The sequence below is a fragment of the Cohnella kolymensis genome, from assembly GCF_000829465.1.
In the GTDB taxonomy this organism is placed as follows: Bacteria; Bacillota; Bacilli; order Paenibacillales; family Paenibacillaceae; genus Cohnella; species Cohnella kolymensis.
The window spans coordinates 18,569-30,907 of record NZ_JXAL01000026.1 but is presented as its reverse complement, the minus strand read 5'-3'; the positions used below and the strand labels follow the sequence as shown (position 1 = coordinate 30,907).

Sequence of the window (12,339 nt, the reverse complement as noted above, 5' to 3'; positions counted from 1 at the left end):
AGAGGCGGTTGTTCGTTTGGATCAGGATGGACGTTTGTGCTTTCATTTGCTGTCCTTAAACATCGGGGGAATAAAGTCAAATACATATAAGGGCAAAGAGGTCCGATCGGGAATTGAAAAGGAATCCGTATTGGGAAAGGTGACGCTGAGCGAACTTGGCTTCGCCGGTGACGCGCAAGCGGATCTTGTGCATCACGGAGGGCCGGACAAGGCGGTCTGCTTATACAGTCACAATCATTACCCTCATTGGGAGCATGTACTCAATCGTCAATTGCCGTTTGGATCATTCGGAGAAAATTTTACGCTGCGCGGTGTGAGTGAAGCTGAGGTTTACATCGGTGATGAGTTTCAAGCGGGCACCTCAGTCGTTCAAATCAGCCAGCCCCGCCAACCTTGCTGGAAGCTGGCAATGCGGTGGGGTTTGGAGCAATTACCTTTGCTTATTACGGAATCCGGCGCGACCGGCTTCTACTTTAGGGTTATACAGCCGGGGGAAGTTCAGGCGGGCGATGAACTCAGGTTGACGAGACGCCATCCGGACCGTGTCACAGTAGCTGAAGCGAATCGCGTAATGTATACGGATAAACACGATCAGGATTCAATCCGGCGGTTGCTCGCAGTCAATGCTCTCTCCGCCAGCTGGGTGGCGACGTTGGAAAAAAAGGTTGACTAAGTTAGAAAGTAAATAGAGTACCGAAACACTACGGGACTAATCGGCGTTTTATATGCTGGTTAGTCTTGTTTCATTTAAAGGATCAGCCGCTTTGCAGGCGGAAAGAACAGTGGAAGCATGATGTGTAGGGCGGCTCAGCCGCTTTGCAGGAACGCGAATCCTTGCTTGCGATCGCTTGAAGGCCGGTGGCGGACTTGCACGGGCAAAACAGAGACGCACGAGGTGCTGCAAGTCCGGCCACCGGACTTGCAGTGGACAAACCAGAGACAAGCGAAGCAACCCATCACACATTCAAAGAGCAAGCAAGCCGCCGCCCGTCATACAATAGATGAAGGGAGGCGGTGCGCGATGAATACGACAGAACGTTTGGGTTACGGAAAAAGTGCACGTTTATTGATCGTAAACGCCGATGACTTCGGGCTTTGCCGCAGTGTCAATGAGGGTGTGCTGCAGCTGTTATCGGAGAATGCGGTAAGCTCCGCCACAATCATGATGACCTGCTCGTGGTCTGCGCATGCGGCTGCGATCATTAAACAACATGCTCCGAATGCGGACATCGGCGTCCACTGGACTTTAACGAGCGAATGGCCGCGCTACAAATGGGGACCGATCGGACGCAGCCGTTCGATGTCCACTTTGGCAGAGGCGGACGGTTGGTTTCCGGCGACGATCGTGGATGTGGAGGAACATTCGGACCCGGAAGAAGTGAGAGTAGAGCTCATCTCACAGGTCGAAGCGGCGCTTCATTCGGGTTTGACACTGACTCATGCGGATAATCATATGGGCAGTCTTTACGGCTTGCTCACGGGGAGAGATTTGCTGCTCGTCGCTTTTGACGTGTGTGAGCAGTACGGTTTGCCGTTCCGTCTGCCGCGCTATCTATTGCCGATCGACGGCATGCCCATTCCGCCGGAACTGCAGAAGCTGGCCGACATCAGGGTGAAACAAGCGGACGATCAGGCATTGTGCTGCCGGATTATGTGACGGGATTTGATTTTAGAATGGCGGTCGGAGACACGTACGAGCTTATGAAAGCGGAAGGCATCCGTATGATTCGGGACCTGCGGCCGGGCGTAACAGAGTGGATCGCGCATCCTTCCGTCGTCACAGACGAGCTGAAGGCTTTCCATGAGCAATGGGAGAAACGGGGCTGGGAGAGGGCATTCTGGAACGATGTTCAAGTGAAGGCGGTTTTGGCCGGAGAGAAAATTCATATGATCGGGTGGAAAGATCTGCAGCAGCTGCAAACCGGGCTTTCCCCATGACCTGGCGGTCTTGCGGCAATTGCCGATATTTAGTGTTCATGGAAGGATTTTAGTAAAATAGCGCGAAATTATAAATGTTTAAAGTTTACGCAATATTCTGCATTATCCTCCACATCTAGCGAAAGGGGATTAAACGGAATAATGGTCACTCTGCCTAAAGTGAATGAGCTCGGCTTTTTTGAACTTCGATTGGAATCCATCGGCGGACTTGGAGCAAATCTCGCGGGAAAAATGTTGGCGGAGGCCGGCGTCATGGGCGTCGGGTTGAACGGTGTCAGTTTCAGTTCATACGGCTCCGAGAAGAAGGGGTCAGCCGTTAAGGCCCATATTCGCTTTTGCGAAACCAACGCGCAGATCCGCGATACTTCTCCGGTCGAGAAGCCGCATGTGATCGGTATTTTTCATGAAAATCTATCCAAAACGATCAATGTCATTTCCGGTATGTACGAAGACAGCATCGTGCTCGTAAACTCCAAGAAATCGCCTGAGCAGCTGAAGGAGCAATTGAAGTTAAAAGGCGGTGTTATCGCAGTTGTGGATGCGACCGGCATCGCCATGCAAGAGAACAACCGCGTGAACATGGCAATGCTGGGCGGGCTCTTCAGGCTCTGTACATTTTTGGATGCGGAATTCATGAAGGGCGTCATCCGCAAATCTCTCGAGAAAAAGTACCCCGGTGCCGTTCAGCCGGCTCTCCATACTTTTCAACGCGGTTATGACGAAGTGAAGTTTCAAACCTTCCAGCTGCTCGAAGGAGATGCGATGCCGGCTTATGTTCGAATGGACACGCCGGTGCTGGGTTACGAAACACAGCCGATCGGCGGAATGATCACGAATCCCGGCAACAGTATACTGAAAGACCTCAGCATTTCCCGCGCTGGCATGATGCCCCATTTTCATGACGACAAATGCATTCACTGCGCGGCGTGCGACAATGTATGCCCCGATTTCTGCTTCGTGTGGGAAGAGCAGGAGGACAAGAAAGGCCGTCCGCAGATGTTCTTGCAGGGTATCGACTATCAATATTGCAAAGGCTGCTTGAAGTGTGTGCAGGCATGTCCGACCGATGCGCTTTCGAGCGCGCTGGAGGAAGAAGGCTACGCGGAAGTCAACCGGGTTCCGCATAAATTTCATTTGGCGAAATAGGCCTTCTCTATAATTTCGCAACAACGAGAAAAAGATAGGAAAGGTGGAGTCCGCATTGTCGATCGACATTCGCAAAGAAACGGGACTGACCGGCACCGTCGAGCAACGAATCGTCTATGAATCCGGCAACGAAATGGCAGCATACGCCGCTCACCAGATCAACTATCATATTATGGGTTATTTTCCCATATCGCCTTCAACGGAAGTGGCGCAATTTCTCGATTTGATGAAAGCGAACGGGCAGCACGATATCGTATTGATTCCTGCAGACGGAGAGCACGGTTCCGCAGGCGTCTGTTATGGAGCGTCCACGGCCGGGGGCAGGGTCTTTAATGCAACCAGCGCCAACGGGTATTTGTATATGCTGGAGCAAATGCCGGTTCAGTCGGGGACGCGATTTCCGATGGTCATGAATCTGGTATGCCGCTCGGTATCGGGACCGCTGGATATTCATGGCGATCATTCCGACCTGTACTTCGCCCTGAATACGGGATGGCCGATTGTGCTGTGCCGTGATCCGCAAGCGGTATATGACATGAACATCATCGCACTAAAGCTGGCGGAAGATCCGGACGTGCGCTTGCCGGTACTGGTGGCGTCTGACGGATACTTCACAAGTCACCAGAAGCGGAGAGTGATGACTTTCGCACACCGCGAAGATGTGCAGAAGTTCGTCGGGGAGCATCCGCCTGAAGGCTTCCAGCATGTGCTTGACCGCAACAATCCGATTACCGTCGGGCCGTACATGAACGAGCCTGATTATATCAACAACTGCTATCAGCAAAGTATGGCCATGTACCGGGCGGAAGCGGTGTTCGACCGGATTCGCAAGGAGTACGCCGAACTGACCGGAAGAGATTATCCGATTCTTGATCTGTACCGGATGGAGGATGCGGAAGTCGCGGTATTCTTGCTGAATTCGTCAGCTGAAATTATTAAAGATGTGGTCGATCAACTGCGTTCCCAGGGAATTAAAGCGGCTCCATTTCGCCTAATATCATTCGTCCGTTCCCGGCGAAGGCAATCGCAGAGGCGCTGAGGAACGTGAAGGCCGTCACGGTCGGAGACCGGTCGGACTCGTTTGGAGGCCACGGCGGCAATATGGTGCTGGAAATCAAGGCTGCGCTGCAAACATACGGAAATCATACGACGATGGTCATCAGCCGGATTTATGGTTTGGGCGGTAAAGATTTTTATGCAGAAGACGGTTTGAAAATGTTCGAATTTGCTATCGATGCTTCGGAAAAAGGGTTTGTAGAGAAACCGTTCGACTATCATGGACACACGGCCGGCGATCCAAGCAAAGCTCCTAAGAAAGTGCTTGAGCCGATGAAGTACGAGGATCTGAAAACCGGACTGATCACTGTGACACCTGATGAAACAACGGGCAAGATCAATGTCCGCATACCGCCTCTCCGTTCTTTGACGAAGAAGCCGAAACGAATCGCCCCAGGTCACGGAGCGTGTCCCGGCTGCGGCATTTTCTCAGGGCTGGAATTGTTCTTCAAAGGCATAGAGGGAGATATCGTCGCATTGTTCCATACCGGCTGCGCAATGGTCGTGACGACGGGATATCCGTATTCCGCGCACAAAGCGACCTATATTCACAATCTGTTCCAGAACGGTGCGGCTACATTATCCGGCGTCGTTGAAATGTTCCATGAGCGCAAACGCCGCGGAGAACTGGATCATCTCGGACTGCAGGATGATTTCACATTCGTGATGATTACTGGCGACGGCGGGATGGACATCGGGATGGGGCCCGCGATCGGGGCAGCGCTGCGCAACCACCGCATGATTATTCTCGAGTACGATAATGAAGGTTATATGAACACCGGAGCTCAGCTGTCGTATTCGACCCCGATGGGACACCGTACTTCAACATCTAATGTCGGCAAGCAGCAGGGCGGCAAGGTGTTCCACCATAAGGACACCGCGCAAATCATGGCCGCAACGAACATTCCTTATGTTTTCACGGGAAGTGAAGCAAGTCCTCAGGATTTGGTGAGGAAGGCAGCCAAAGCGCAATGGTACGCCCAGAACGTAGGTATGGTATACGGTAAAATCCTCATTACCTGCCCGCTTAACTGGTTATCGGAGGACAAGGACGGCTCGACCATTATCGACCAAGCGGTGAACACATGCTTCTTCCCTCTCTATGAGGTTGAGAAGGGGATTACAACCATCACCTACAATCCGGAAGAGAAGGGCAAGCGTGTGCCCGTAGGCGATTGGCTGAAAATGATGGGCAAGACGAAGCATCTTTCGAAGCCGGAGTACGCCGAGACACTGCGGGAATTCGAAGGAGAAATCGAACGTCGTTGGAATATGCTTAAGGCGAAGCACGACAATCCTTACTTATAAGAATGGGGCGCACACGCCAATGCCTTATGTATTGAAACATGCGCCGACAGGCACGATACTCGCTTGTGTTCAGAGGAACGGTTACGAGCTCGCGTACTACGGGGTTCTCCTTTGGGAGCAGCCGCCGACTGCTGCGCAGATGCCGGAAGCGTTGGCGGAAGCGGGAATTGCGCCGGATGAAGTAGCTGGCAAGGTGCAGGATTGGGAGCCGCTCGTACTGACCGAACATGACGTGAAAATGGCCAATGTGAAGCTGCGTAACGATCCTCGCAGAGTGCTAGTCTATCGCAACGGTTCTCTGCATGCACAGTGAAACAAGCATCCACGGGTTGATCCCGGGGATGCTTGTTTGTTATAAAATGAGCTCTTTAAAAAGCCGATAGGTGTGGAAAGTGTCTTTGTACAAGTTGGCGGCAAAGGTTACGACGCACTCATGTTCCGGTACGATATAGATGTTCTGGCCGCCGTAACCCATCGCAAAGTACGTATAAGGCTCCGACGGATGCAGGTCGTCGTCACTCATGACCCACCAGTGATAGGCATAGGAACCGATGTGGCTGTAGGTGTGATAACGTGGAAGTGTCGACATTTCCACCCAGTTTTCCGAAACGATCTGTGCGTTATTCCAGCGCCCTTTGTCAAGCATGAGCCGTCCAAGCTTTAGCAAATCAGCCGAGTCCAGCTCGAGGCCGAACCCGCCGATGTTAATTCCATCCGGATCGGCCGGCCAATAATAATCCGCGATTCCGAGCGGGCCGAACAAATGACGCTCCGCGTATTCCGCGGCCTTTAACCCTGTCGCCTGTTGCAGGATGGCGCTGAGCAGGTGAGAACAACCGGAATTGTAGATCATGAGCGTTCCGGGCGGATCAATCGTGGGACGGGTGAGAACGAATTCCACCCAATCCTCACTGTTCATCATCGGGTAAGGCTTGCCTCCCCAATCGCCCATTTCCAGCCATTCGATTCCCGGGGTCATCGTCAGCAAATGTTCAAGCGTCAGCGAATCTTTGGCGTATTTCCGTGCACCGGGCAGAAACTCGGCAATGGACGTATGCACAGTGCCCAGTTCTCCGCGATCCATCGCAATGCCAATCAATAGAGACAGCACGCTTTTGGTAATGGAGTTCATTTTGTGGAGTTCAACGGCAGAGCCGGGATGACGCGAGTGTGTAAAAAGCACTTCACCTCGCTGATAGACTTGGCAGTATTCGATATTGGCTTTCTCGACCTGCCGCTTAAATTTAGCGAGCTTGGTCGACGATAATGGAAATGTCGAGTTCATAGTTAAGGCTCCAATGATGCGATTTTTAGATGCTTGGCAGAATGGAGGCAGCTTTATCTCCGTGCGTAACCATCAATTGAGTGATTTTCTGCAGCCTCAAACACTCATGAGGCTTCAGCTCCAGCTGGAAGTATCCGTATAAATAGGAGGCATCGGCAAACTCCAGTGCGGGATAACACACGACCTGCTGCGGCACAAAAGGATTGTCGATTAACACCTGCCATTCACCATCGCGAACTTCAGCTGGAATGCGGTACAGCACTTTATTCTTTGCCGTATATATACCCTCAAATTCATTCCATAATTCGTTCCAGGAGGGGCTGAATAGTCCCGGCTTGGGGAACAGCCTCCGGGCGCGTTCCAGGCAATCGCGCAATCGGGGGATGTCCGCATCGGAGTAACCTTTCAATTCCGCGCGAAACTGCACAATCTTCGAATATTATACCGCAACCGTTCGCGTCACGCCGCCCGCTTTTTGTGATATAATGGGAAACAATTCGCAAGTAACGCACAAAGCTTCCCGGGAGGTAAAGAACCAATGAGTCGGCGTTTTGTCATTGAGGCGGTAATGATCGCCATTTACGGCCAACTGCTTCTGCCGAAACGTCCTGTCGAATATAGGATCCCCTATACGACGATCATGGAGCTGTATGACATGAAAGACAGCCCGGATCCGCTGATGCCGGAAGCTGAGGACGACGCCTATGTAAAAATAAAGATCGGCGAAATGATTTCATTTTTCGAGGATCCGTTTAATAAAAAGAAGTTAGAACGTGCGCTGCTGGCTCCTTGGCGTGAAAGTCCTCCGCTGCCGATCAATGACAAGGTAACGATGGTCATCGTGAATGCGTCGGAGAACATGCAGTACGGAGAGGTTCTGGACCCGATCGAGACCGAAGTCATTCTGACGTCGCTTCGCCTGCAATGTCCGATTCTTACCGATCAGATCGAATTCCAGGAGAAGGTCGTACAGAACGGTATTCCCGTGCAGCTCTACGACATTGATGACTTTGAATTTGCCGTCGAGGAAGGAATCGATACGACGGACAGGTACTCACAATAAACAAGCTGCCGGGTGTCTCGGCAGCTTTTGCGTCAATTGGAGGGGATGAACTTGAGCGGAAGATTTACCCGATGGATGGCAAAATGGCTGCTGAAGCGTCAGCAATGGCGCCACTCTCTCCGTTGGCATCAAAGATGGGGCATCGACCGGATGACGCCCGAAAAGCAGGTCGGTTATGCCGAATTGTTGTACGACAACGGGCAAGCCGATGAAGCGATCAAGCTGTTATCGAAGCTTTTGTCGCGTACGCCGCTTCCGCAAGCGTATGAATGCCGGGCTCATATGTACAATGAGCAAGGAAAGGAAGAGGAAGCGATCGCGGATTTAGACGAAGCGATCCGTTTGGATCCCGGTCCGTATCTCTATTGGTATTCGCGGGCCATCGCCCACCATGACCGCGGTGAATACCGTCTCGCTGTGCGGGATTTCCAAGAAGCATTGAAACGCAAGGCAGATTCTGAAAAGGCTTCGACCTTTTACGAGTTAGGCAATGTTTATATGAAAATGGGACTTTTTCACGAGGCCGAGTACAGCTACCGTCAAGCGGCAGCGAACCCGGATAAAGCGATTCCGCACTATTATTACAGACTTGCGCAATCATTGGAGAAATTGAATCGCAGCGATGAGGCGCTGAAAACACTGCAGGAAGGCATCAAGCTGCAGGAGCGTTGGTTCAATTCAAGCGATCGGGGAGCGGGCATGCTGAAGGAAAGAACGAATTATTCCGAAGCAGCCGTCGACAGCTTGATGAAGGGAGCACAAGAGGAGTGCGGATTCAGGCTTTACGAATCGCGATTGTTGGAGAACATGGGGGACCTCGAACAAGCGCTCGTATCGATTCAGAAGGCGCAGCAGTGTGACGCTGCGTCCGCCGAGCTGCTGCTGCGTAAAGGCATGCTGCTCCGTCAGTTAGACCGTTATGAGGAATCCCGGACGATTCTTAAAGATTTAATAGAGAAGAATCCTCTTTGGCTGCATGGCTACATGGAGCTAAGCACCACGTATCGACTGCAAGGTAAACATAACGAAGCGGTCGCAACGCTCCAGATCGCCAAGCAGCATTTTCCGGACAACATGGTCGTCCGTTATTGGCTCGCCGACGCTTACCGGGAAGCGGATCGGCTGCAAGAGGCGCTGGAGGAAAACAAGGTGCTGACCGACCGCGAACCGGATGACCCTTTGAATTGGAAGCAGCGCGCAGAACTGGCCATCGACATGGATCGCTACAACGAAGCGGATGAGGCTTATACGGAAGCCTTGAAGTTCGAAGCGTCCGCCGATTACTACATGCGCCGCAGCTTTGTCAGGTTCATGGCCGATCGTTACGAGGAAGCCATGATGGATATTCAAGCTGCCGTTAAGCTGGATGAAAGCTTGATGTCGCAAAGCAAAACGGCTTACGCGCTGGGCGAGCTTTACGCGGGTATGGAGAACTGGGAGCTTGCGGAAACCGAATTTTCCCGGGCTATCGCGCTTGAACCGGATAACCCGCAGATGTACGACCGCCGGGCAAGGTGCAGGTTTGCCGCCGGACGTCTCCAGGAAGCGCTGGACGACTGCAACAGAGCGTTGCTGCTGGACGGGACGAATGCCAGGTTGATTTGGCTTAGAGGATTTATCCACTACCGGTTGGATGAATACAACGCGGCCTTGATGGACTCGCTGACCTATGCCCGGATGCTGCCTGAAGATCCGCAGGGACATTACAATCTGGGCTTGGTATACAAACAGCTGGATCGCTATGATGATGCCATCGCCTCGTATTCCAAAGTGCTTGAGTTGAATCCTTTTGAAGCCCAAGCGTATCTGGAACGTGCGTCCATCATGTATCATCATGCGTTTGACCGTTCGCGTGCCGCTCATGATCTGGCGCAATGGCTTTTGTATGCCGGCGGAGAGAAACAGGAAGGCGACCGTTTCGCCCTGCTTAACGAGCTTCGCGGCTTCGACGACGAGATGCGGGAACGCGCCAAAGAGCAATTTATAAATTCTTACGGGACCATGCGTTATTTGTCATAACCGTATTCGCAGGCGTCCTCCCTTATGTTAAAATATGGTTGATCTGAATAGAGGAGGGCTATGAATGCTCGTTACGACAACGCCGAATGTGGAAGGTTACCGTATCACCTCATACTATGGTCTTGTAACAGGGGAAACGATTATGGGTGCGAATATTTTCCGCGATTTTCTAGCTTCCATTACTGACGTCGTCGGAGGCCGGTCCGGTACATACGAGAGCAAGCTGAAGGAAGCGCGCGATATCGCCGTTTCGGATATGGTCAGTCAAGCCCAGCGTCTCGGTGCCAATGCGGTCGTCGGCGTGGATGTGGATTATGAAGTGATCAGGGACGGTATGCTGATGGTGGCGGTCAGCGGCACGGCCGTTCACGTCGAGGCGTAAGAAGGTCGCGGGGAATCCCGTTTCGTTCCGATATCACTCCTATTGCACGAAGCAGAAGCCCGATTGATTTCCTGAGGGAAAAAAACGGGCTTTTTTTGTTTGTGAGAATATTGACATTGGAGATCAATCATAATAAGATTAGTTTACGTAAAATTAATTTTTAGGAGACAAACATGGCAGAATTCCGAATACAAGAGGTCTACAGGTTGGAAAGCCCGGAACAGGCGCTCGCCTTGCTGAATCCGCTTCGGGCGGAAATTCTGCGTATGATGAACGAACCGTCTTCCGCCACGGAAGTCGGCAGGCAGCTCGGTGAATCTCCGCAAAAAATCAATTATCATCTCAAGTCGCTGGAGAAGGTGGGATTGCTGCGGCGAAGCGGCACACGTCAGGTCAAAAACCTGATTGAGGTGCTGTACCAGGCAGTCGCCAGAACCTTTATCATCCCGGAATCCTTCGGTTGGTCGGAAGACACCGTAGAACGAATGAAGGACCAAGGGGCGCTGCGCCACCTGATTACGGTTTCGGAACGTATGCGCAGCGATGCCATGCGGTTGATGGAAGCGTCGGACGAAGCCGCGGAAATTGCCAGCGCAGCTCTCGAGACGGATGTGTATTTGCCGGCTGAGGCAGACCGTGAAGCTTTCATACGCGATTACGCCGAGGCCATGAAGAAGCTTGCTCAGAAATATCGTACAGACGACAAAGACAATGGTTATCGGGTGCTGATGGCCGTATATCCGGATCCGGATCAAGGAGGAAAAAGACAATGAATAAGACTGAGGAACTGACGAGCCGGCCGATATTGGTGTGGGAAAATTCGAACTCAAGCAGCGGCGGGGAAGCATCGGTACGGGAAATTCGGACCGGATCCGGCGTAGAAACGACAATGCCAGTTATCCGTGTCATTTCTTCAGGATTCGGAGCGCCGCAAGCTGTTAAAGCTAAAGCCGCCGATTCAACGAACAAGCAGCTCCGCTGCGCGGCATAAGGAAGGGGATGACAGCGATGAGCTTTGTACCTATGGTTGTAGAGCAAAGCCGCAACGGCGAGCGGTCCTATGACATCTATTCGCGGTTGCTTAAGGATCGTATTATTTTTCTGGGATCTGCCATCGACGATAACACGGCGAACGCGGTAATCGCGCAAATGCTGTTCCTTGCTGCAGACGATCCCGATAAAGATATTCATATGTATATCAACTCTCCGGGCGGATCCACGACTTCCGGCTTTGCGATTTACGACACCATGCAGTTCGTCAAGCCGGATGTATCTACGATTTGCGTTGGAATGGCCGCCTCATATGCCGCCGTCCTGCTTGCTGCGGGGGCACCGGGCAAAAGGCTTGCATTACCGAACGCGGAAGTGATGATTCATCAGCCTTGGGTGGGAGGCGGCGGAATCAAAGGGCAGGCGACCGATATCGCCATACATGCCAAGAATGTGCTGAACACCCGGAAGCGGCTTAATCAAATTCTCGCAGAGAGATCCGGCCAGCCTTTCGAGAAAGTCGAGAAGGATACGGACCGCGACTACTATATGTCTGCGGAGGAAACCCTTCAATACGGATTGATTGACCGGATCTGCGGATAGTGCGTTGCGTCTCGCTGCCTCTCAGGCTATCATAGAGGAATCCTACATGAAAGTGATGGCCGCTGAGATGAAGTGTCTGCACATAACGACAGATGATCTTTTAAGAGAAGCTTTAAACATACGCATGAAGGTTTTTGTGGAAGAGCAAGGCGTGCCGCCGGATCTGGAGCTCGATGAGTATGATGAATCACCGACTTCCTGCCGGCACTTTATTGTGCTCGACGATAACCGGCCGATCGCGACCGGAAGATGGAAGCCGTACGAACCCGGAGTTGCCAAAATGCAGCGGATCGCCGTTCTAAAGTCATATCGCGGCACGGGCGTGGGCAGGCTTCTATTGCAAGGCATGGAGGATGACGCTCGTCAGTGCGGCTGCGCCGAGTCATTGCTGGACGCGCAGTGTACGGCGGAAGACTTCTACCGGAAGCTCGGCTATGTCACGGAATCTATAGAACCTTTTCTCGATGCAGATATCCTGCATGTGCGCATGCGCAAAAATCTTAGGTCTTGAGAGCCCCCTCTCAAGACTTATTTTTTTCATTAATTCTA

The 12,339-nt window shown here is 52.2% G+C and carries 14 protein-coding genes and 1 pseudogene; 13 read left to right on the top strand and 2 right to left on the bottom strand.

The genetic code is table 11. The features are described from left to right. Positions 1-16: 16 nt before the first annotated feature. From SD71_RS16855 to SD71_RS16835, 6 genes and pseudogenes are all read left to right on the top strand, one after another. Positions 17-673 carry an MOSC domain-containing protein gene (locus tag SD71_RS16855; RefSeq protein WP_235427195.1) on the top strand — a complete coding sequence of 219 codons (657 nt, stop codon included), beginning with the start codon at positions 17-19 and terminating at the stop codon, positions 671-673. Between the two features lie 348 nt (positions 674-1,021). Beyond that, entirely contained in the window at positions 1,022-1,657 is a 636-nt protein-coding gene (locus tag SD71_RS16850; protein ID WP_235427194.1) for a ChbG/HpnK family deacetylase, read from the top strand. Continuing rightward, on the top strand, positions 1,555-1,938 hold the full coding sequence (locus SD71_RS25135) for a ChbG/HpnK family deacetylase (protein ID WP_326998778.1): 384 nt from the start codon (positions 1,555-1,557) through the stop codon (positions 1,936-1,938). The genes SD71_RS16850 and SD71_RS25135 overlap by 103 nt, the downstream gene beginning before the upstream one ends. Before the next feature lie 141 nt (positions 1,939-2,079). Next, positions 2,080-3,084 carry a 2-oxoacid:acceptor oxidoreductase family protein gene (locus SD71_RS16845; RefSeq protein WP_041065721.1) on the top strand — a complete coding sequence of 335 codons (1,005 nt, stop codon included), beginning with the start codon at positions 2,080-2,082 and terminating at the stop codon, positions 3,082-3,084. Positions 3,085-3,139: 55 nt separating this feature from the next. Then, a pseudogene (locus SD71_RS16840) lies at positions 3,140-5,448 on the top strand (thiamine pyrophosphate-dependent enzyme). 19 nt (positions 5,449-5,467) lie between these two features. Then, complete coding sequence (locus SD71_RS16835) at positions 5,468-5,761, top strand: hypothetical protein (protein ID WP_041065718.1); 294 nt, start codon at positions 5,468-5,470, stop codon at positions 5,759-5,761. 39 nt (positions 5,762-5,800) lie between these two features. Here the strand turns inward: SD71_RS16835 and SD71_RS16830 are convergent, their stop codons facing one another. Continuing rightward, complete coding sequence (locus SD71_RS16830) at positions 5,801-6,733, bottom strand: serine hydrolase domain-containing protein (protein WP_052476345.1); 933 nt, start codon at positions 6,731-6,733, stop codon at positions 5,801-5,803. Positions 6,734-6,758: 25 nt separating this feature from the next. After that, on the bottom strand, positions 6,759-7,160 hold the full coding sequence (locus SD71_RS16825; RefSeq protein WP_052476344.1) for a hypothetical protein: 402 nt from the start codon (positions 7,158-7,160) through the stop codon (positions 6,759-6,761). A gap of 111 nt (positions 7,161-7,271) precedes the next feature. Between SD71_RS16825 and SD71_RS16820 the strand changes: the two genes are divergently transcribed. The 7 genes from SD71_RS16820 (at position 7,272) to SD71_RS16790 (ending at position 12,301) form a co-directional block, all read left to right on the top strand. After that, a complete protein-coding gene (locus SD71_RS16820) occupies positions 7,272-7,796 on the top strand; it encodes a hypothetical protein (protein WP_041065715.1) in 525 nt (174 codons plus the stop codon). A 51-nt stretch (positions 7,797-7,847) separates the two neighbouring features. Further along, positions 7,848-9,815 (top strand): tetratricopeptide repeat protein, encoded by a 1,968-nt coding sequence (locus SD71_RS16815; protein WP_041065712.1) that lies wholly within the window; start codon positions 7,848-7,850, stop codon positions 9,813-9,815. 64 nt (positions 9,816-9,879) lie between these two features. Continuing rightward, a complete protein-coding gene (locus SD71_RS16810) occupies positions 9,880-10,197 on the top strand; it encodes a YbjQ family protein (RefSeq protein ID WP_041065709.1) in 318 nt (105 codons plus the stop codon). 173 nt (positions 10,198-10,370) lie between these two features. Further along, the gene (locus SD71_RS16805; RefSeq protein ID WP_041065706.1) at positions 10,371-10,970 is read left to right on the top strand and encodes an ArsR/SmtB family transcription factor; all 600 of its coding nucleotides are present in this window, start codon (positions 10,371-10,373) and stop codon (positions 10,968-10,970) included. Further along, positions 10,967-11,188: a hypothetical protein gene (locus SD71_RS16800; protein ID WP_041065701.1), complete on the top strand. Its 222-nt coding sequence runs from the start codon at positions 10,967-10,969 to the stop codon at positions 11,186-11,188. Before SD71_RS16805 ends, SD71_RS16800 begins: the two co-directional genes overlap by 4 nt. A 17-nt stretch (positions 11,189-11,205) precedes the next feature. Then, entirely contained in the window at positions 11,206-11,790 is a 585-nt protein-coding gene (gene clpP, locus SD71_RS16795) for an ATP-dependent Clp endopeptidase proteolytic subunit ClpP (RefSeq protein WP_041065699.1), read from the top strand. A gap of 55 nt (positions 11,791-11,845) precedes the next feature. Beyond that, positions 11,846-12,301 carry a GNAT family N-acetyltransferase gene (locus SD71_RS16790; RefSeq protein WP_152619501.1) on the top strand — a complete coding sequence of 152 codons (456 nt, stop codon included), beginning with the start codon at positions 11,846-11,848 and terminating at the stop codon, positions 12,299-12,301. The last annotated feature ends 38 nt before the right edge of the window (positions 12,302-12,339 follow it).

Excerpts from the sequence above, each read along its gene's own strand:
- SD71_RS16850 (WP_235427194.1), top strand. The coding sequence starts at position 1,022 with ATGAATACGACAGAACGTTTGGGTTACGGAAAAAGTGCACGTTTATTG.
- SD71_RS16845 (WP_041065721.1), top strand. The coding sequence starts at position 2,080 with ATGGTCACTCTGCCTAAAGTGAATGAGCTCGGCTTTTTTGAACTTCGA.
- SD71_RS16835 (WP_041065718.1), top strand. The coding sequence starts at position 5,468 with ATGCCTTATGTATTGAAACATGCGCCGACAGGCACGATACTCGCTTGT.
- SD71_RS16830 (WP_052476345.1), bottom strand. The coding sequence starts at position 6,733 with ATGAACTCGACATTTCCATTATCGTCGACCAAGCTCGCTAAATTTAAG.
- SD71_RS16820 (WP_041065715.1), top strand. The coding sequence starts at position 7,272 with ATGAGTCGGCGTTTTGTCATTGAGGCGGTAATGATCGCCATTTACGGC.
- SD71_RS16810 (WP_041065709.1), top strand. The coding sequence starts at position 9,880 with ATGCTCGTTACGACAACGCCGAATGTGGAAGGTTACCGTATCACCTCA.
- SD71_RS16805 (WP_041065706.1), top strand. The coding sequence starts at position 10,371 with ATGGCAGAATTCCGAATACAAGAGGTCTACAGGTTGGAAAGCCCGGAA.
- SD71_RS16800 (WP_041065701.1), top strand. The coding sequence starts at position 10,967 with ATGAATAAGACTGAGGAACTGACGAGCCGGCCGATATTGGTGTGGGAA.
- clpP (WP_041065699.1), top strand. The coding sequence starts at position 11,206 with ATGAGCTTTGTACCTATGGTTGTAGAGCAAAGCCGCAACGGCGAGCGG.
- SD71_RS16790 (WP_152619501.1), top strand. The coding sequence starts at position 11,846 with ATGGCCGCTGAGATGAAGTGTCTGCACATAACGACAGATGATCTTTTA.